Genomic DNA, 17,589 nt, shown 5'->3' with positions numbered 1-17,589 from the left:
ACACTGAATCAGGCCACGACATCCTCGGCGAGTTCTTCGGCCTCCTCCTCGGTGAGCTGGTCGCGCTCGTGTCGCCCGGCAGCGGCAGGACTCGCTTCTACCGCGCCTTCTACTGCACCCTGAACGACGTTTCGACGGTCCCGCAGCGCAACGATGCCGACGAGCGCCGCGCCGACGACGAGCCAGCCGATGATCTTCGCGATATCGCCTGCGCTGGACACCTGCGGGAAGTAGGCAAGGTTGCGCGACGCCTCGTTCAGGCCTGCGCCGATCCAGAAGTCGTGCAGGACGGCGAAGAACTTCGGTTGCAGCGCAGGCGCGAACACGCCGCCGCTGGTCGTGAAGTTCAACCCGACGAAGATAGTGACCATCGCCAGCGTCGTGAATCGACCGATAAACGGGTGCAGCCCGATCGCGAACAGCATGGTCGCCAGGGCGTAGAGGATCGACAGCCCGAAGATCTGCCACTGTGCACCCGGCAGGGCGTCGAACACCCACACGGCAATCGCCGTGGTCACCGCGGCAGAGATCACCGAGCAGACCGCCGCGAACCCCAGACGCACGCGAATCCTGCGTCCACCTGCGGCGACGGCGATCGCGATTCCGCATCCGTACGAGCCGACGGTGAGTGCAACCAGGAAGAAGAAGATGCTCTGTCCGGACGGATCGCGCTGCGGATCAGCCTGCACGACGTCGACGATCTTCAGCGGTTGGTCCTTGGCGATCGTGACGCCGTTGAAGATCCGTTCGACCGTCACCGCTGTGGGATCCGACGCTGCTGTCGATACGTAGAGGACAGGCGTGTCGGCTTTCGGCTCGAAGGCCGCCGCGATCTCCCGGTGCTCGATGGCCGCGCGCGCCTCATCGGCGGTGGCAACGGTCCGGATCGAGACGTGGTCGCCGAGTTGTTGCTGAAGAGTCTGTGCGGCCACCTGGGTCGATGTACCGGCACCGACCACATCGATGCGCAGATCGTGCGGATCGGGCTTGTGGAATCCGCCGAGATAGGCGAGCGCCATCACGGCACCGATGACGAGCGGAACGGCGACATGCGACGCGATGGTCTTGATCGACAACGCATGGGTGGGAGCAGCGGACATCGATTACCTTCTGGGCTAGTCGGGAACACGATCGTTCACCAGGAATGGTTGCAGAATGCAACTTGGATAGGTTGTAATATGCTGGCACGCGCAGCGTGCACAACTATGGCTTCACCCGAGCAACCCGATGCCGCCGAAGTCGTCGGGCAGGAATTGGTCACGCTGTCGCGGCGGCTGCGCAACGGCGCCCGCGACATCTACGCCGAGGGCGGCCTGACCTTCGTCGAGTTCTCTCTCCTCGCACTGATCTCGGACAACCCGGGAATCAACGCGGCGTCACTGGCGCGGGCCGCGAATATCGACAAGTCGACGGCCAGCCGCCAGCTCGGCGAGCTCCGTCGCCGTGGTCTGCTGCGCCGCACGCAGGACGCGACGTCGTCGAGGTCGCAGTCGTTGGAAGTGACCCAGGAGGCACTCGACACCCTGGGCGAGATCCGCCGACGCAGTGGAGACGCCATCGCACGCAGGCTCGACACGTGGACGCAGGACGATCTCGAACTGTTCGCAACGCTGTTGCGCCGCTACAACGACGCCGACGCGACATGACCCCGATAGCCGTGACGACCGCCCTGTTCGAGCCGACGGGCGCGGCACAGCGAGCCACCGACCTCGCCCGCGCGGGTGCAGCGGGGCTGTTCACCTTCGAGGGTCCGCACGATGTGTTCACCCCGCTCGTCGTTGCGGCGTCGGTGCCGGAACTCACCCTGCTGACCAACGTCGCAATCGCCTTCCCGCGCAATCCGATTCACCTCGCACACGCGGCCAACGACCTTCAGTTGCTCTCCGGCGGCCGATTTCGACTCGGCTTGGGAACGCAGATGCGCCCGCAGATCGAGAAGCGGTTCTGCGCTGATTTCGACGACCCGGTGGGCCGCATGGCCGACAAGGTCAGCGCCATCAACGCCATCTTCGATGCGTGGGAGACCGGAGCCCCGCTGCGCTATGAAGGGGCCTATCACCGTCACACCTTGATGACGCCCACCTTCAACCCCGGCCCCAACCCGTTCGGTCGGCCGCCGGTGTTCGTCGGCGCGCTCGGGCCGTTGATGACGCGCGCCGCGGCAAAGCACGCCGACGGAGTGTTGGTGATGCCGTTTTCCACCGCCGACTTTCTGGCATCGACGACCGTCCCGAACATTCGACGCGGCCTCGCCGCACGCGATCACGGCCGCGGCTTCACCGTGATCCCCGAGGTGATCGTCTCGGTGGGCACCGACCACACCGCCGCTCGACGACTCCTCGCCTTCTACGGCTCGACGCCCGCCTACCGGCCCGTCCTCGCAGCGCACGGCGCCGAGCAGCTGCAGCCAGAACTCAATGCGCTGTCGAAGCAGGGGCGGTGGGCCGAGATGGCCGATCTCATCGACGACGAGCTACTGCACACGATCGCCGCTGTCGGTGGTCCCGCAGACGTCGCACAGCAGATCCGGGCCCGCGTCGACGCCTTCGACGCGCTGCGCGATCTCGACGTCCGCGTCGACGAGGTGTGCATCTATCAGCCGACACCTATCGACGTCGACCAGCTCGCGGCGATCATCGCCACACTCGGCTGACAGCGTTCTCACCCAAAGTTACGGTACCGTAGCTTACGTGAACTCAGCCCTGGTGACCGCTGTCGCCGACAGACCTCGCCTCCGCGGCGTCATTCATCAGTGGTCGGCCTACGTCGCAGTGGTCGCAGGCATCGCCCTTGTCGTCGGCGCAGGCTGGCTACGTGGACCGGGAGCCGCGGTGGCCTGTGCCGTCTACGCGGCAACCGTCGTGGGACTGTTCGCGACCTCGGCGTCGTATCACCGGATCGCGTGGAAATCGCTGAGCGCTCAGATACACATGAAGCGTGCCGACCACTCGATGATCTTCGTGTTCATCGCGGGTACCTACACGCCGTTCTGTGTGATGGGTCTGCCGAGTCCGATGCGGTGGTGGGTGCTCGGCATCGTCTGGGTCGGCGCGGTCGCCGGTGTCGCACTGAAGATCGCGTGGCCTGGCGCGCCCCGCTGGCTCGGAGTCACGCTCTACATCCTGCTCGGGTGGGTCATCATCGTCGTCGCCCCGACGCTCGTCGCACATGTCGGTTGGCTCGTACTGATCCTGCTCGCAGTAGGCGGTGTCTTCTACAGCGTCGGCGGGGTGCTCTACGCACTGCGCTGGCCCAATCCCTGGCCGACGACGTTCGGCCATCACGAGGTGTTCCACGTCTGCACAGCCATCGCCGCGCTACTGCACTACATCGCGGTCTGGCTGGTCGTCGCAGCCTGAGCGCACCTCACCTCCGAGCCGCCGTCTGAAGACGGCCTACTCAGAGCCCCTGCGATCGCAAGTATTCGGCAAGGGCCGTGATGGTCTGCGGGTTGCGCGGACCCTCGACGAGCGCCGCATACGGAAACGAGATGTAGCGGCGCTCTCGCACTGCGGTTGTCTGCGCCATCAACGGTTGCGACTCGAGTTGTCGGATCTTGGCCTCGACGGTGTTCTGCGGCCCCGCCCCGTAATCGACGATGACGATGACCTGCGGATCGCGCTGCGCAGCCGCCTTCCATGATGCCGACGTCCAGGAGTCGTCGATATCGCCGAAGATGTTGCGTCCACCGGCTTCGGCGATGATCTGATCCGGTGCCGCATTCCGACCCGAGGTGAATGGCGTCGGATCGGCGCTGTCGAAGAGGAAGACCCGCGCCGCTGTGGACGCGGCAGGCGCCCCCACACGCGCAGCCTCGACCTGCTTGCGATAGCCGGCGGTCAGCGTCGCGGCCCGACCACTCACGCCGAAGATCTGCCCCAGATTCGAGAGGTCCGCGTACAACGCATCGAGGGGTCGTACGACGCCGCGCCTGGTGGTGCCTGCCTGGCGACAGGCTTCGGTCAGCTGGTATGGCACGGCACCGGTCGAACGCACCCAGTCGGGGGTGACGCCGGTCGATTCCTTGAACCCGTAGTTCCAGCCCGCAAAGACGAAGTCGGGCCGCGCGGCGGCGATGATCTCCCGGGAGAACGCCGTGCCCAGTGACCGCGTCTTCTCGAAATCCGCTCGCCACGGGGATGATTCGATATCGCGCTCTTTGCCCTCGTATGTGGTGTAGCCGGCCATCCGGTCGCCCAATCCGAGGGCGAACATGAGCTCTGTGATCCCGGTGTCGTTCGTCACCGCACGATCGGGTACACCGCTCACCGTAAGCGGTGCACCACAATTGGTTACCGTGACCTGCTCTCCCGACGATTCGGGAGTCGACGACTCGACGTCGGCGCCGCAACCGGAGACCACGGTCATCGCGGCAAGCGCAGACACGACGAGTGCGCGCGGTCTGCTGAGTGTTGTCCAGGTCGTAGGCGCTGTCATGAGTGCTCTTCCTCGGAGATGGCTTGTGGGACTTGGTCGTCGAAGATGATCTGCGGAACGCCTGTGCGGGGGTGGGCGACGACGTACGCACCAACGCCGTACCACTCGGCGATGTTCGTCGCGGTGAGGAGTTTGTCCGGTGGCCCGATGCACGCGATCGTCCCGTCGAGCACAACAGCGAGCGTGCTGCAGTACTGTGCCGCCATATTGAGGTCGTGCAGCGCCGCAATGACGGTGACCCCGCGTCCGCGCGCCGCACCGAGGATGTCGAACTGGTGGCGGATATCAAGGTGATTGGTCGGCTCATCGAGGATCAGCGCGTTGGGCTCCTGCGCGAATGCGCGTGCGATGAGTACGCGTTGCGCCTCTCCGCCGGAGAGCGTGGTGAACACACGATCCGCGAACATCTCGACGCCGGCCGTGGACATCGCCGCCGCGCACACCTGGCGGTCGCGGGCACGAGCCGCCACACCCAGTTCGCGGTGCGGTAGCCGTCCCGTCGCGACAACCTCTGCCGCAGTGAAATCGAAGTCGAGCGAGGCTGATTGGGTGAGCGCGGCGACTCGTCGTGCGTTCTCCCGCATACTCACCGCACGCACGTCGTGGCCGTCGACTCGGACACTGCCACCCGACGGTGCCAACGCGCGGTACACGCATCGAAGCAGGGTCGATTTGCCGCTGCCGTTCGGTCCGATCACCCCGAGGAACTCTCCGGAGTCGACCGTGAACGATGCGTCGCGAACGATGACGGTGCCATCGATCTCGACCGTGACCGCGTCGTACTCGACAGCACTCATGAGTCGATCCGGGTACGTCGACGTTGCATCAGCCCGAGGAACACCGGCACACCCACGGCCGCCGTGATCGCACCGAGCGGGATCTCCTGCGGTGGAACGACAATTCGAGCCATCAGATCGGCGACCACAAGGAACAGTGCACCCAGCACGGGGGCGACGAGAATGATCTTGCGGTGATCCGCACCGACAACCATGCGGGTCACGTGCGGCACGATGAGACCGACGAATCCGATTGCGCCGCAGACAGAGACGATGAACCCGGTCATCAGCGCGGCGATGACGAAGAGCTCGAGCCGAAACCGTGACGCCCGTATGCCGAGCGACGCAGCGACCTCGTCGCCCATCGCCAGCGCATTGAGTTGTCGTGCTCTCGCTGCGACCACACCTATCCCGATGACCACCACCACCGCGACCAGCGCGACCGAATGCCATGTTGCCGCAGCAAGACTGCCGAGCAGCCAGAACATGACGCTCCGTGCGGCATCACCCACCGGACGCAAAAAGATGAGCACGGTGGTCAGAGCCGAGAACCCGTATCCCAGAGCGGTTCCCGTCAACACGAGCCGCAGTGGTGTGAGACCTCCGCCACGCTGTGCAATGCCGAAGACGAGCAACGTCGCCACCAGTGCGCCGAGGAATGCCGCGGTCGGCAACGCATACAGGCCGAGACCCGAGAAGACCCCGAACAGCACGACGGCGGTGGCTCCGACCGACGCACCCGACGAGATCCCGAGCACATAGGGATCCGCCAGCGGATTGCGCACCATCGCCTGCACGATCACGCCGACCACCGCCAAACCGGCACCCACCAGCGCTCCCGTCAGCACCCGTGGCACACGCGAGTCGACGACGATCCAGTACGACGCGGCGTCGACCGACGAGACCGGTCCCCCGGTGATTGCTGCCCACACCATCCGCAGCGATACGGACCAGCCGATCCCCACGGTTCCGTATGCGACGCCGCACGCCGCGGCCACGATGAGCGCCACACTGCAGCCGATGGCCACGGAGACGGGTCGCGCCCAGGTATCCCGAGGGTTCGCACTGCGCGTCGACATGCCCGCCCTCCTGATCAGCCCGGAGCGGGTACAGCAGATGTCGCCACGCGGGGTCGACGAAGACCACGCGAGTTCAACACCGACCATGTCCCGCGAAGTCGATGGGGCCGCCTATGCCCGGCGGCCACGTCGGCAGGTCTTCGGACTTCGGACACGGCACGTGATGTGCCACCTATCGACGATCGCTTCCCGAGCCGCAGGCCCAGTGCTGTTGAACGCCTTCGTTTCCGTTACCGCTGCGGGGCAGCTCTGGATTCTCACCAGATTCCCTCTTGGCTCTCACCGACGATCTCGGCTGGAGAACCGACGCCGCTGCAGTGTAACAACGGTCTCGAATCGGACATATGGCGCATGCGGTTTCACGAACTTCACCATCCCATCACCGCGAGGCCGACGGCGGGTAGGACGACGTCCATCCTCTCTTGGTCGGGTGGCGGCATGCCGAACATCTCACCTCGACCGTCACTGGCCGACCTCCGGATCGATCGGGACAAGACCCTGCACGCCGGCACCACCCGCCGACGCTTTCTCACCTGGGCGGGCGTCGCTGCCGGTATCGCAACGGTCCCAGCGCTGTTCACGACCGACGCGGCGTCGGCTCCCCCGCCACGCCGTGGCAGTGACCTGTTCACGCTCGGTGTGGCATCAGGCGATCCGCTTCCAGACGGCGTGGTCCTGTGGACACGGCTGGCCGCCGATCCGCTCGCCCGCGGCGGAGCAATGGGTCTGCTTCCGGTACCGGTCGAGTGGGAGATCGCCACCGACCACGGCATGAGGCATGTCGTCGCGCGCGGCGTCGAAGTGGCGACACCGGAGAACGGACACAGCGTGCACGCCGACGTACGCGGCCTACGGCCCGCGGCGGACTACTTCTACCGATTCCGTGTGGGCGGTTCCCTGTCGGCGATCGGGCGCACGCGTACCGCTCCGTCGCACGGAAGTCGGCTGAGTGCATTGACTTTCGCATTCGCCTCGTGTCAATCGTGGGCTGACGGGCACTACCCCGCGTACGCCGATATGGCGGCGCACGCACCCGACGTCGTCTTCCATCTCGGCGACTACATCTATGAAAAGCCGATCCCGGTCGACGGCGGCCGACGAAAGACCGCCGCAACACCGGTGTCGGCGCACCGGGAGTGCGCGACGCTCGACGATTATCGCGATCGATATGCGCTCTACAAACTCGACCCCCATCTGCAGGCCGCGCACCGGGCGAGTCCGTTCATCACGATCTTCGACGACCACGAGGTCGACAACAACTGGGCCGCACGGGTTCCCGAGGACAATCAACCCATCCCCGAATTCCTCGCCCGGCGCGCCCAGGCGATGCGAGCGTGGTGGGAGAACACACCGGTGCGTGTCGCGCAGCGGCCTCGCCCCACGCCGACAGCCGACCTCTACGACCTGCGCGCCTACCGTCGGTTCAGCTATGGCGACCTCGTCGAGTTCAGCGTCCTCGACACCAGGACCTTCCGCAGCGATCAGGCCAACGGCGACAACGACACCGCGCATAATGCCGCGACCGCAGACCCCCGGCGCACCATCACCGGTGCCGCACAGGAGAAGTGGCTGCTCGACGGATTGGCCGCCAGCCGTGCCCGCTGGAACGTTCTCGCGCATCAGACCACCATCGCCGACCTCGCCCGCCGAAAGAACGGCGAGCGGGCGGTCAGTATGGACGGGTGGAGCGGCTACGAAGCCTCTCGCGCAAGGATTCTCGACGGCGCGCGTGAGCGCGGCGTGCACAACCTCGTCTCGATCGTCGGCGACATCCACCGCAACGTGGTCTCCGAGTTGCGCTCCACGTATTCGCGACCGTCCCCGACCGTCGGCGTCGAACTCGCGGGCACCTCGATCGCGTCTGGCGCAGACGGCGAGGACAGCGACGCCAGCGACAAACAACTCAAGGCAGCCTCACCCCACATCCGCTTCGGCAACGCTCAGCGCGGGTACGTTCTCAACAGACTGTCGGCCGACCGCTGGGAAGCGGACTATCGGGTGAGCGATTCGATTGCCGCGCCGGATGTTTCGCTGCACCGCCGGGCGCAGATCACCATCCCGTCCGGTCGGCCCGACATCGACGTGCTCTGACCCGGCTGCTCTGCTCTGCTCTGCTCAGTGCGGAATCGTGCCGCTCTGAGCGGAACCGACGTGACCGATATCCGTCGGTCACCGACGATCGGTGCATGACCGATGAACAACGACCACTGCCACTACGCAAGCGCACCGCGGAAAGCCTTTTCGGGCAACGCATCCTGACTCTCGACTCCGCACTCGACGACGAGATCGGCACGCAATTGTGCTCGCAACTCGTCATGCTCTCCGACGACGATCCCGTCGCCGACATCGCGCTCTGGATCAACTCTCCGGGCGGTTCGGTACCCGCGATGCTCGCGATCACCGACATCATGCGCTTGATTCCCAACGACGTGATCACCGTGAACCTCGGAATGGCCTACAGTGCAGGACAATTCCTGCTGTGCAGCGGCACCCGGGGCAAGCGGTTCATCACGCCGCATGCCAAAGTCCTGCTGCACCAGGGATCGGCGGGCATCGGCGGCTACGCACCCGACATCGAACTGCAGGCCGACGACCTGCGACACGTCCGCGACACCGTACTCACGATCATCGCTGAGCAGACCGGACACACCCGCGAAAAGATCTTCGACGACTCGCTACGCGATCACGTCTTCACCGCCTCCGAGTCGGTCGACTACGGATTCGTCGACCACATCGTCACCGACATCGCACAGATACGACCGTTATCCCCTGCCGCAACGGGTTTCGAGGTGAGTCACGCATGAGCACATACACCATTCCCAACGTCATCACCCGTACTCCGCAGGGCGAGCGCGTCATGGATGTCTACAGTCGGCTGCTCGACGACCGAATCCTCTACCTCGGAACCGAACTCGACGACGGCGTCGCCAATGCGCTCATCGCGCAGATCCTGCATCTCGACTCCGAGAACCCCGACATCCCCATCGAGCTGTACATCAACTCTCCGGGCGCGTCGGTGACCGCAACCTTCGCACTCTACGACACCATGCAGTACTGCCATGCGCCGATCGCCACCACCTGTGTGGGACAAGCACTCTCGTCGACGGCACTACTGCTGGCCGCGGGCTCGCCGGGCCAGAGGTCGGTACTCCCCCACGCCAGGGTCCTGCTCCACCAGCCGTCGGGTCAGGGCCGCGGCACGATCCCGGATCTGATCCTCGCCGCCGAGGAGATCCTGCGCATCCGTGAGGAAATAGAACAGGCACTGAGTCGGCACACCGGGCGCGACATCGAGACGCTGCGTCACGACACCGACCGTGACCGCGTGCTGCGGGCAGATGAGATCGTCGAGTACGGACTCGCCGATCAGGTCATCGACACCAGGGCCACAGCGGCCCGGTGATCGTCAGGCGCACGCTCGACGCGAGGGAGCGCCCAGTCGACGGTATTGAACGCTCGCTCGGCTGACGTCGGTCACGCCGCCAGCGCAACCGGGCCACGCATACGCGAGAGCGGCATGATCGGTTGCATTGCAGCAGGGGTCGAACCGGCGGGGATCGAACGCAGCGTGACCGGGACGCGGGACGCGCCCGGCCTGCGTGCGGCGCCGAGAGCACTCTCGACGCGGGCGAGTTCGGCGGCGGCCTCGCGGGCCAGGTCGAGCAGGCTCAGCTCAACAGCTCCCGCGACGGCCGCAAGCAATTCCGACGATGCGTCCTTGCGTCCGCGTTCGATCTCCGACAGGTACTGACTCGAGACGCCCGCGCGACGCGCGGTCTCGACGAGTCGCTCGCCGCGCTCGTGGCGGCGGCGACGCAGCACACGCCCGGTGACCTCACGCCAGAGCGGCTCGGGCGCCGGCTGCGTATGCGAGTCGTTCCTCGATGCCATGCAACCGAGCGTAGGTCACCACTGCTGCGGGCAGCCGTCCCTTCTGCTCTGGGCAGAACGGCGACAACAGCAGAACGCGACCCTGCCTGTCAGCTGCGCGCGAGGTCGGCGAGGACGCGTGCGCTCGACTCCCAGTCCATGCACTTGTCGGTGACCGACTTGCCGTACACGAGCGGCTGGGCGTCGGGCGACTGCGCACCGGCCTCGAGGAAGCTCTCCAGCATCACACCGCTGATCAGCGGTGTGTGTCCCGCAGCGCGACGCGTCCGGATCGAGGCCGCGATCTCGGCGGCGACCTGCGCCTGCCGGATGTGGTCCTTGCCGGAGTTGGCGTGGCTGCAGTCGATCATGACCCGTGCGGGCAGGCCCGCCTTGTCGAGTGCGTCGACCGCGGATGCCACGGACTCGTCGTCGAAGTTGGGTCCGGTGGTACCGCCACGCAGGATGATGTGGCAGTCCTCGTTGCCCGCCGACTCGACGAGCGCACCGTGACCGAAGTCGTCGATACCGAAGAAGACGTGTTGCGCGGCAGCGGCATTCACTCCGTCGATGGCGACCTGGACGTTGCCGTCAGTACCGTTCTTGAACCCGATGGGCATCGACAGTCCGGATGCGAGCTGGCGATGCACCTGCGACTCCGTCGTCCGTGCACCGATGGCACCCCACGCGACGGCGTCGGCGATGTACTGCGGGCTCGTCGGCTCGAGGAACTCACATCCGACCGGGAGGCCGAGGTCGATGATGTCGAGCAGCAGCGACCGTGCCGTACGCAGACCACGCTCGACGTCGTAGGTGCCATCCATGCCGGGATCGTTGATGAGTCCCTTCCAGCCGACCGTGGTGCGCGGCTTCTCGAAGTAGACACGCATGACGATCTTCAAGCGGTCGGCGTAGTCGTCGGCAAGCGGTGCGAGGCGTCGCGCGTAGTCGAGCGCGGCGATCGGATCGTGCACCGAGCAGGGTCCGACGACGACGAGTAGACGGTCGTCTCGGCCGGCGAGGATGGCGGCGATCTCGTCGCGATCGGCCTGGACCCGAAGCGCTCGACGGGAGGTCAGCGGCAATTCGGCGCGGATGGTGTCCGGCGACGGGATGGACCGGAAGGATCTGACCCGCCGGTCGGAGGTGGAGGTCGATTCGGCCTCGTGAGCGGCAGTGGCGGCGAGATCCGGGAGGGTGGTCACTTCTGTGTTGCCTTTCGCGGGTGGTGGCCTGTCTTCTACGACTGGGACACCCGCTTGCTTGTCATCGGAGGCCCCTGACATGAGAAAAGCAGCGACCTTTCGGTCACTGCTCGGGCTCCGGGTTTGTTGACGTGCGACGCAGATTCAGCGCTTCATCGCAGGCTCACCCGGAGCCTCGATAAAGAATCGCCAATAGGCGCGTACGTTGCTGGTCACGTTGGCGAGGTTAACACGATTACCCAGAATGGGCGAAGAGCGCCCGCTCGAGAACCCTCCTTGACTCACGGATGCCCCCTGTCGATCAGCTGGCTCAGCACGATGATCGACTCGCTCCGGTCCACCGGGCCCGCCTGCCGGATGCGCTCGAGGGCGTGCTCGAGGTGGTGTACGTCGCGGGCCATCACACGCAGGATGGCATCGGCCTGGCCAGTGATGGTCGCGGCGCTGACCACCTCGTGTATCGGCTCCCATGCCGCGGTCAGTTCCTCCGGCGAGATGTTGCCTCGGCAGAACACCTGTACATAGGCCTCGGTGGTCCACTGCATCGCCGTCGAATCGATAACGGTCGTGAACCCTTTGATCACTCCCTCGTCGACCAGCCGATCGACCCGACGCTTGACCGCGGGCGCCGACAGACCGACCTCGTCGCCGATCTGTGCGTACGTCGCTCGCGCATCGCGAGCCAGACATTCGAGCACCTTCTCGTCGAGCTCGTCGATCTGACGCAACTTTTCCACCCTCTGCCACCCGTTAATAGAGATTGCTTAATCAAATGCGCAATTCACGTCGATTGTTTGCGCTAGACGCTGACGCTACCGTCGAATTATGACGCTGACGAGTCCACGGTTTGCTGCGCTCACCGAACGCACCCCACGCACCCGCACCTATGCGATGACCCCTCCTTCCCATTACACGGTCACCTACTCGATCAACCCGTGGATGGATCCGTCCGTCCCCGTCGACACAGAACTCGCCATGACGCAATGGGAGTCGTTGCGCGACATCTATCGATCCCTCGGCCATTCGGTCACACTCGTCGACGCCCAGCCGGGTCTGCCAGACATGGTCTATGCCGCCAACGGCGGACTCGTCGTCGACGGAAAGGCCGTGGCAGCACGGTTCCTGCACCCCGAGCGCGCGCCGGAAGGCGAGCACTACACGGCATGGTTACACACCTGCGGCGCCGACGCTGTGCATGAGACCGCCGGCGTACAGGAGGGCGAAGGCGACTTCCTCCTCGTCGGGCGTCGCATCCTGGCGGGGACCGGGTTCCGCACCCACCCCGATACCCACGCCGAAGTCGCGACGATCACCGGACTTCCGGTCGTCAGCCTCGAACTGATCGATCCGCGCTTCTACCACCTCGACACGGCTCTGGGCGTGCTCGACGACGACACCATCGCCTACTTCCCCGACGCCTTCTCGACTGAGTCGCGCGCGGTTCTCGCCGACCTCTTTCCCGACGCGATCATCGCCACCGAGTCCGACGCCGTCGTCCTCGGACTCAACCTCGTGTCCGACGGTCGCCACGTCGTGATGACCGACGCCGCACCGGGATTGGAGTCACGACTGCGCGACGCAGGCTACCTCCCGATCACCGTCGACCTCTCCGAACTCCTCAAAGGCGGCGGAGGAGTCAAGTGCTGCACATTAGAATTGCGGCTACCAGAGATGTCGGACGAGAAGACCATGCAACCGCTCACCGAACCCCATGTGGCACACAACTATTCACCCTTGCCGGTCACTGCGGCGACCGCCGAGGGAGCATGGATCACCGACGTCGACGGCAGGCGTTACCTCGACGCCCTCGGCGCCTACTCCGCGGTCAACTTCGGTCACCGCAATCCCGAGATCGTCGCGGCTGCGAAGGCACAACTCGATCGCGTCACGCTCACCAGTCGCGCATTCGGCTCCGACACCCTCGAACCGTTCTGCGCGGCGCTCGCCGAGCTGTGCGGCAAGGAGATGGTGCTGCCGATGAACACCGGCGCCGAGGCCGTCGAATCGGCACTCAAGGTGGCCCGCAAGTGGGGGTACGACGTGAAAGGCGTTGCGCCGGGACACGCGACGATCATCGTGGCCGGCGGAAATTTCCACGGCCGCACGATCAGCATCGTGAGCTTCAGCGACGACGAGGACGCGCGCGGCGGATTCGGGCCATTCACACCGGGTTTCACGCGGGTGCCGTTCGGCGACGCCACCGCGCTGGCCGACACCATCGACGACACCACGGTCGCCGTGCTGATCGAACCGATCCAGGGTGAGGCCGGAATCATCGTCCCGCCCGACGACTACCTGCCCGAGGTCCGTCGACTCTGCACGGAGAACAACGTGCTGATGATCGCCGACGAAATCCAGTCGGGTCTCGGCCGGACAGGCACGACATTCGCATGTGAGCACTGGGGCGTGGTGCCCGACGTGTACACGCTCGGCAAGGCACTCGGTGGAGGCGTACTCCCGGTGTCGGCGGTGGTTGCCGACCGAGACGTGCTCGGAGTGCTCCACCCCGGACAGCACGGCTCGACGTTCGGTGGCAACCCGCTCGCCGCCGCCGTCGGACACACCGTTGTCCGCATGCTCGCCGACGGCACCTGGCAGGCTCGCGCAGCCGAACTCGGCGAACACCTGCACGCCCGCCTGCGCGAGTTCGTCGGTCACGGCGTCGTCGCCGTCCGCGGCAAGGGACTGTGGGCAGGCATCGACATCGATCCCGCCCTCGGCACCGGCAAAGAGCTCTGCCTGCGTCTCGCCGAACGAGGTGTGCTGGCCAAGGACACCCACGGTTCGACGATCCGCCTCGCCCCACCGATCGTCGTCACGCACGACGAGATCGACTGGCTCATCGAGCGATTCGCAGAGGCGCTGAAGGGCTGAGCCTGCTCGTCACTCACCGATCGCAGCGAGTCGTCGTCGTAGATGGCGCGTTTCGACCGGGTTGCGCGCACAGCCGATCGCCGTGGTGAACGCTGCACGCGCATCGTCGGGTCGGTCGAGACGCACCAGCATCTCTGCCCGCGCAGCGTGCCAGAGGTGGTGCCCCTCGAGCCCGACGATCGCGTCGAGGTCGGCGAGACCCGCGGTGGCGCCCTGCGACATCCCCACCGCCACTGCACGATTGAGTGCGACGATGGGTGTCGGCGTAATGCGTTCGAGTATGCGGTAGAGGCCGACGATCGCTTCCCAATCGGTGTCGTCCGCGGTCTGCGCACGCGAATGTATTCCGGCGATCAGGGCCTGGATGCGATACGGACCGACCCCCGGTAGGGCGACAGCGTCGCGCAGGATCGCCTGTGCCCGGTCGATGAGTGCGCGGTCCCAGTCACGACGATCCTGCTCGGGAAGCGACACGAGATCTCCTGCGCCGTCGACACGCGTTGCCGACCGCGCATGGGTGAACAGCTCGAGCGCCAGCAATCCCCTGGCCTCACCGTTGTCCGGCACGAGGCTCACCGCCACCTCGGTGAGCCGGATCGCCTCGTCGACGAGGTCGACACGCACAAGTCTGTCCGCCACCGCTCCCGACGCCAGGTATCCCTCGTTGAAGACGAGGTACAGCACGGCGAGCAGGGCGTCGACACGTTCGTCGAGGTCGGCGGGAATCGACAGCGGAATGCGCGCGGCACGTATTTTTCGCTTGGCGCGCACGATTCGTTGGGCGAGTGTCTCCTCGGCGACGAGGAACGCGGCCGCGATCTCAGCGGTCGTCAGACCTCCGACGAGCCGGAGCGTCAAGGCAACCTGTGCCTCGCGCCGCAGGGCGGGATGGCAGCACAGCAGCATCAGCCGCAGACGCTCGTCGCCGATCCCGGCGGAGTCGACGATCCGCGAGAACTCCTCCGCCGCGGGCGTTTCGCGGTCTGCGTCGACGGCGAGTTCACGCGCCGCACCGGCCAACCGCCGGTGCTCGACGGCCCGTCGGCGCAGTCGATCGACGAGCTTGTTGCGCGCAACGGCGTAGAGCCAGGCGGCAGGATTGTCCGGGATGCCTGAGACAGGCCATGATTCGACGGCCTGCACGAGCGCCTCCTGCACACAATCGTCTGCCAGGTCGACGTCGTCGTACCGGGTCGCCAAGAGCGACAGGACGCGCCCACTGTCGGTCCGCGCGAGCCGGGTGACGGCAGTGGCGACGTCACCCGGCTGCGCACCGAACACTGCGGTCAATTCGCGACGACAGGCGCGCCGTCGGCTCCAGGGATCAGTCGTGCCGGGCGGACCTCGACGACGCCGAACGGCACGGGAATCTGGCCGGCCCACTTCACGGCGTCGTCGAGGTCGGCGACGTCGATGTGGTAGAAACCGGCGAGCTGCTCCTTGGACTCGGCATAGGGTCCGTCGATCACGGTCGGATCCTGTCCCAGGGTCAGCCGGAGCGTCGTGGCCGTCTCCGACGGTTGAAGGCCTGCCCCGTCGACGAGCACGCCCGCCGCTTTCAGCGCCCTGCCGTAGTCGGCCCAGGCCTGGCGGCCTGCCTCGAAGTCGGCGCTGCCGGGCTCGGGAGCCGGAACCGACTCGTCGACGGTGATGGCGAGGATGTAGTGCATAGCGGGTCCTTTCCCTGGTGACCCGGGATCTCCGGATCACATGATGACAGCCCTGCGCTGTCACCACACCCATGACGCGGCGCCGGCCTCGAATCGACAGTCGAGATGTAGTCAATGTCGCTGACGTTTCCGACGCCCACGCAATTACGGTTATCGCTGCGCGATCGCTACTAGCATCGGAACGATGAGCGACTCTCGGCGCGACGCCACCCACCACGTGCTCCTCATCCGTCACGGGCAGACCGAATGGTCGCTGACCGACCGGCACACCGGCCGCACCGACATCGACCTGACCCCGAAGGGCGAGGAGGACGCGCGAGCACTGAACGGGATCGAGGACCGCGCGGGACTCACAGACCCCTGGGTCATGGCCTCTCCCCGGAAACGCGCCCAGCGCACCGCGCAACTCGCCGGACTGCACATCGACGAGACCAGTGAGCTGTTCGCCGAGTGGGACTACGGCGACTACGAGGGCCTGACCCGCGCTCAGATCCACGAGCGCTACGACCCCGACTGGACGATCTGGACCGGAGGCGGCCGTAACGGCGAGTCCGTGTCCGACATGACAACGCGTGTCGACGCCGCTGTCGACCACGTCGAGGAGCGTTTCGAGAAGTCCGACGTCATCGTGGTGTCGCACGGGCACTTCTCGCGGTCGTTCATCTGCCGATTCCTCGGATGGCCGATCAGCCAGGGCGCCAACATCGACCTGCGCCCCGCGGGCAGCGCGCTTCTCAGCGATCACGCGGGTGATCGACGGCTCGTCGAGTTGCGCGGACCCGAAGGCGCACGTCCGCGCAGCGGCTCCCTGTGACCCTGTCGACGGCGCTCGTCCTCGGTGGTGGCGGGCTGCTCGGCATCGGTTGGATGACAGGCGTTCTGGCCGCACTGGAGGAGTCCGACGCTCTTCCCGCGGCCGACGCCGACGTCGTCATCGGAACGTCCGCGGGTTCGGCAACGGGTGCCGCCGTTCTCCAGTATGGCTCGGCGACAACGCTTTTCGACGCGATGACCCGCAAGTCACGTCGCAACGCCGAGATGACTCCGACGGGTGATCTCGCCGCCCCGATGCAGGCTTTCGGGTCGATCGCCTCATCGACCGCCCCCGATCCTGAACGCGCACAACGTTTTGTCGCGCTGTCCGACGCACTGTCGACGGCCGACCCGCACGAACGCCGCGACGCCGTCGCATCCAGGTTGTCCGGAACGACGTGGCCGATCTCCCTGCGGGTCACGGCACTACGATCCGACGGCGAGCTCGTGGTCTTCGCGGCTGACTCGGGCGTCGATCTCGTCGACGCGGTGACCGCGAGCTGCGCGGTACCCGGAATCTGGCCGACGGTCACCATCGATGGCGCGACCTACGTCGACGGCGGCTCGTTGAGCCCGACCAACGCACATCTCGCCGAAGACGTCGAGCGCGTCATCGTTCTCGCGCCGATGGTCGACGATCCGGCGACGGCCCGACCCGACGTCGCAGCGGTTCTCGCGCGGGCCACAGTCATCTCGCCATCGTCGACCACATTGAGCCGCTCCGGCGACAACCCTTTCGATCCCGACATCCGCGGCCTGGCAGCGGTTCTCGGCTACGACGACGGACTCGAAGCGCTCTCACTGCTGCGTTGACCGTCGCTGATCGCTCGGCGATCGGCGCGCACACGCACGCATCAGCGCCGCG

The 17,589-nt window shown here is 66.1% G+C and carries 18 protein-coding genes and 1 riboswitch; of the genes, 9 read left to right on the top strand and 9 right to left on the bottom strand.

Translation table 11 applies throughout. From position 1 onward, the window contains the following. Positions 1-8: 8 nt before the first annotated feature. Positions 9-1,100, bottom strand: a complete 1,092-nt coding sequence (locus A5785_RS06950; protein WP_064865445.1) for a hypothetical protein — start codon at positions 1,098-1,100, stop codon at positions 9-11. Positions 1,101-1,205: 105 nt separating this feature from the next. Here A5785_RS06950 and A5785_RS06945 point away from each other — a divergent pair, with 105 nt between their 5' ends. The 3 genes from A5785_RS06945 to trhA are packed head-to-tail and all read left to right on the top strand — an operon-like array spanning position 1,206 to position 3,359. Next, positions 1,206-1,646: a MarR family winged helix-turn-helix transcriptional regulator gene (locus tag A5785_RS06945; protein ID WP_005202036.1), complete on the top strand. Its 441-nt coding sequence runs from the start codon at positions 1,206-1,208 to the stop codon at positions 1,644-1,646. Next, complete coding sequence (locus tag A5785_RS06940) at positions 1,643-2,653, top strand: TIGR03617 family F420-dependent LLM class oxidoreductase (protein WP_064865443.1); 1,011 nt, start codon at positions 1,643-1,645, stop codon at positions 2,651-2,653. Before A5785_RS06945 ends, A5785_RS06940 begins: the two co-directional genes overlap by 4 nt. 37 nt (positions 2,654-2,690) lie before the next feature. After that, positions 2,691-3,359, top strand: a complete 669-nt coding sequence (gene trhA, locus A5785_RS06935) for a PAQR family membrane homeostasis protein TrhA (protein WP_064865440.1) — start codon at positions 2,691-2,693, stop codon at positions 3,357-3,359. Between the two features lie 40 nt (positions 3,360-3,399). Here trhA and A5785_RS06930 read toward each other — a convergent pair whose 3' ends face one another. The 3 genes from A5785_RS06930 to A5785_RS06920 are packed head-to-tail and all read right to left on the bottom strand — an operon-like array spanning position 3,400 to position 6,292. After that, the gene (locus A5785_RS06930; protein ID WP_442902842.1) at positions 3,400-4,437 is read right to left on the bottom strand and encodes an ABC transporter substrate-binding protein; all 1,038 of its coding nucleotides are present in this window, start codon (positions 4,435-4,437) and stop codon (positions 3,400-3,402) included. After that, positions 4,434-5,234 (bottom strand): ABC transporter ATP-binding protein, encoded by an 801-nt coding sequence (locus A5785_RS06925; protein ID WP_064865438.1) that lies wholly within the window; start codon positions 5,232-5,234, stop codon positions 4,434-4,436. The genes A5785_RS06930 and A5785_RS06925 overlap by 4 nt, the downstream gene beginning before the upstream one ends. Beyond that, positions 5,231-6,292: a FecCD family ABC transporter permease gene (locus A5785_RS06920; protein ID WP_064865638.1), complete on the bottom strand. Its 1,062-nt coding sequence runs from the start codon at positions 6,290-6,292 to the stop codon at positions 5,231-5,233. The genes A5785_RS06925 and A5785_RS06920 overlap by 4 nt, the downstream gene beginning before the upstream one ends. A 114-nt stretch (positions 6,293-6,406) precedes the next feature. Beyond that, positions 6,407-6,615: riboswitch (cobalamin riboswitch) on the bottom strand. Positions 6,616-6,730: 115 nt separating this feature from the next. Between A5785_RS06920 and A5785_RS06915 the strand changes: the two genes are divergently transcribed. From A5785_RS06915 to A5785_RS06905, 3 genes are all read left to right on the top strand, one after another. Beyond that, the gene (locus A5785_RS06915) at positions 6,731-8,383 is read left to right on the top strand and encodes an alkaline phosphatase D family protein (RefSeq protein WP_064865436.1); all 1,653 of its coding nucleotides are present in this window, start codon (positions 6,731-6,733) and stop codon (positions 8,381-8,383) included. 95 nt (positions 8,384-8,478) lie between these two features. Further along, positions 8,479-9,096, top strand: a complete 618-nt coding sequence (locus A5785_RS06910) for a ClpP family protease (RefSeq protein WP_005202044.1) — start codon at positions 8,479-8,481, stop codon at positions 9,094-9,096. Continuing rightward, positions 9,093-9,695 carry a ClpP family protease gene (locus A5785_RS06905; protein WP_005202045.1) on the top strand — a complete coding sequence of 201 codons (603 nt, stop codon included), beginning with the start codon at positions 9,093-9,095 and terminating at the stop codon, positions 9,693-9,695. Before A5785_RS06910 ends, A5785_RS06905 begins: the two co-directional genes overlap by 4 nt. Positions 9,696-9,766: 71 nt before the next feature. Here A5785_RS06905 and A5785_RS06900 read toward each other — a convergent pair whose 3' ends face one another. The 3 genes from A5785_RS06900 to A5785_RS06890 all read right to left on the bottom strand — a co-directional run bounded on the left by A5785_RS06900 (position 9,767) and on the right by A5785_RS06890 (position 12,095). Then, positions 9,767-10,183 (bottom strand): helix-turn-helix domain-containing protein, encoded by a 417-nt coding sequence (locus A5785_RS06900; RefSeq protein WP_005202046.1) that lies wholly within the window; start codon positions 10,181-10,183, stop codon positions 9,767-9,769. An 89-nt stretch (positions 10,184-10,272) separates the two neighbouring features. Further along, on the bottom strand, positions 10,273-11,367 hold the full coding sequence (locus A5785_RS06895; RefSeq protein WP_064865434.1) for a 3-deoxy-7-phosphoheptulonate synthase: 1,095 nt from the start codon (positions 11,365-11,367) through the stop codon (positions 10,273-10,275). Positions 11,368-11,648: 281 nt separating this feature from the next. After that, complete coding sequence (locus A5785_RS06890) at positions 11,649-12,095, bottom strand: Lrp/AsnC family transcriptional regulator (RefSeq protein WP_039854276.1); 447 nt, start codon at positions 12,093-12,095, stop codon at positions 11,649-11,651. A 97-nt stretch (positions 12,096-12,192) separates the two neighbouring features. On the opposite strand from A5785_RS06890, the gene rocD reads away from it, so the two are divergent. Next, positions 12,193-14,241, top strand: a complete 2,049-nt coding sequence (rocD, locus tag A5785_RS23890; protein WP_082946541.1) for an ornithine--oxo-acid transaminase — start codon at positions 12,193-12,195, stop codon at positions 14,239-14,241. A gap of 9 nt (positions 14,242-14,250) precedes the next feature. Here rocD and A5785_RS06880 read toward each other — a convergent pair whose 3' ends face one another. Further along, a complete protein-coding gene (locus tag A5785_RS06880) occupies positions 14,251-15,522 on the bottom strand; it encodes an RNA polymerase sigma factor (RefSeq protein ID WP_005202053.1) in 1,272 nt (423 codons plus the stop codon). Between the two features lie 5 nt (positions 15,523-15,527). Beyond that, complete coding sequence (locus tag A5785_RS06875; protein WP_005202056.1) at positions 15,528-15,911, bottom strand: YciI family protein; 384 nt, start codon at positions 15,909-15,911, stop codon at positions 15,528-15,530. 184 nt (positions 15,912-16,095) lie between these two features. Here A5785_RS06875 and A5785_RS06870 point away from each other — a divergent pair, with 184 nt between their 5' ends. Both A5785_RS06870 and A5785_RS06865 read left to right on the top strand, forming a co-directional pair. Beyond that, positions 16,096-16,725: a histidine phosphatase family protein gene (locus A5785_RS06870; protein ID WP_005202058.1), complete on the top strand. Its 630-nt coding sequence runs from the start codon at positions 16,096-16,098 to the stop codon at positions 16,723-16,725. Further along, positions 16,722-17,537: a patatin-like phospholipase family protein gene (locus A5785_RS06865; RefSeq protein WP_005202059.1), complete on the top strand. Its 816-nt coding sequence runs from the start codon at positions 16,722-16,724 to the stop codon at positions 17,535-17,537. Before A5785_RS06870 ends, A5785_RS06865 begins: the two co-directional genes overlap by 4 nt. The last annotated feature ends 52 nt before the right edge of the window (positions 17,538-17,589 follow it).

It is taken from the genome of Gordonia sp. 852002-50395_SCH5434458 (assembly GCF_001665905.1).
GTDB lineage: Bacteria > Actinomycetota > Actinomycetes > Mycobacteriales > Mycobacteriaceae > Gordonia > Gordonia jacobaea.
This window is presented reverse-complemented; position numbering and strand designations above follow the sequence as displayed.

Excerpts from the sequence above, each read along its gene's own strand:
- A5785_RS06920 (WP_064865638.1), bottom strand. The coding sequence starts at position 6,292 with ATGTCGACGCGCAGTGCGAACCCTCGGGATACCTGGGCGCGACCCGTC.
- A5785_RS06900 (WP_005202046.1), bottom strand. The coding sequence starts at position 10,183 with ATGGCATCGAGGAACGACTCGCATACGCAGCCGGCGCCCGAGCCGCTC.
- rocD (WP_082946541.1), top strand. The coding sequence starts at position 12,193 with ATGACGCTGACGAGTCCACGGTTTGCTGCGCTCACCGAACGCACCCCA.
- A5785_RS06910 (WP_005202044.1), top strand. The coding sequence starts at position 8,479 with ATGACCGATGAACAACGACCACTGCCACTACGCAAGCGCACCGCGGAA.
- A5785_RS06915 (WP_064865436.1), top strand. The coding sequence starts at position 6,731 with ATGCCGAACATCTCACCTCGACCGTCACTGGCCGACCTCCGGATCGAT.
- A5785_RS06875 (WP_005202056.1), bottom strand. The coding sequence starts at position 15,911 with ATGCACTACATCCTCGCCATCACCGTCGACGAGTCGGTTCCGGCTCCC.
- A5785_RS06940 (WP_064865443.1), top strand. The coding sequence starts at position 1,643 with ATGACCCCGATAGCCGTGACGACCGCCCTGTTCGAGCCGACGGGCGCG.
- A5785_RS06870 (WP_005202058.1), top strand. The coding sequence starts at position 16,096 with ATGAGCGACTCTCGGCGCGACGCCACCCACCACGTGCTCCTCATCCGT.
- A5785_RS06930 (WP_442902842.1), bottom strand. The coding sequence starts at position 4,437 with ATGACAGCGCCTACGACCTGGACAACACTCAGCAGACCGCGCGCACTC.
- A5785_RS06905 (WP_005202045.1), top strand. The coding sequence starts at position 9,093 with ATGAGCACATACACCATTCCCAACGTCATCACCCGTACTCCGCAGGGC.
- A5785_RS06945 (WP_005202036.1), top strand. The coding sequence starts at position 1,206 with ATGGCTTCACCCGAGCAACCCGATGCCGCCGAAGTCGTCGGGCAGGAA.
- A5785_RS06925 (WP_064865438.1), bottom strand. The coding sequence starts at position 5,234 with ATGAGTGCTGTCGAGTACGACGCGGTCACGGTCGAGATCGATGGCACC.
- A5785_RS06950 (WP_064865445.1), bottom strand. The coding sequence starts at position 1,100 with ATGTCCGCTGCTCCCACCCATGCGTTGTCGATCAAGACCATCGCGTCG.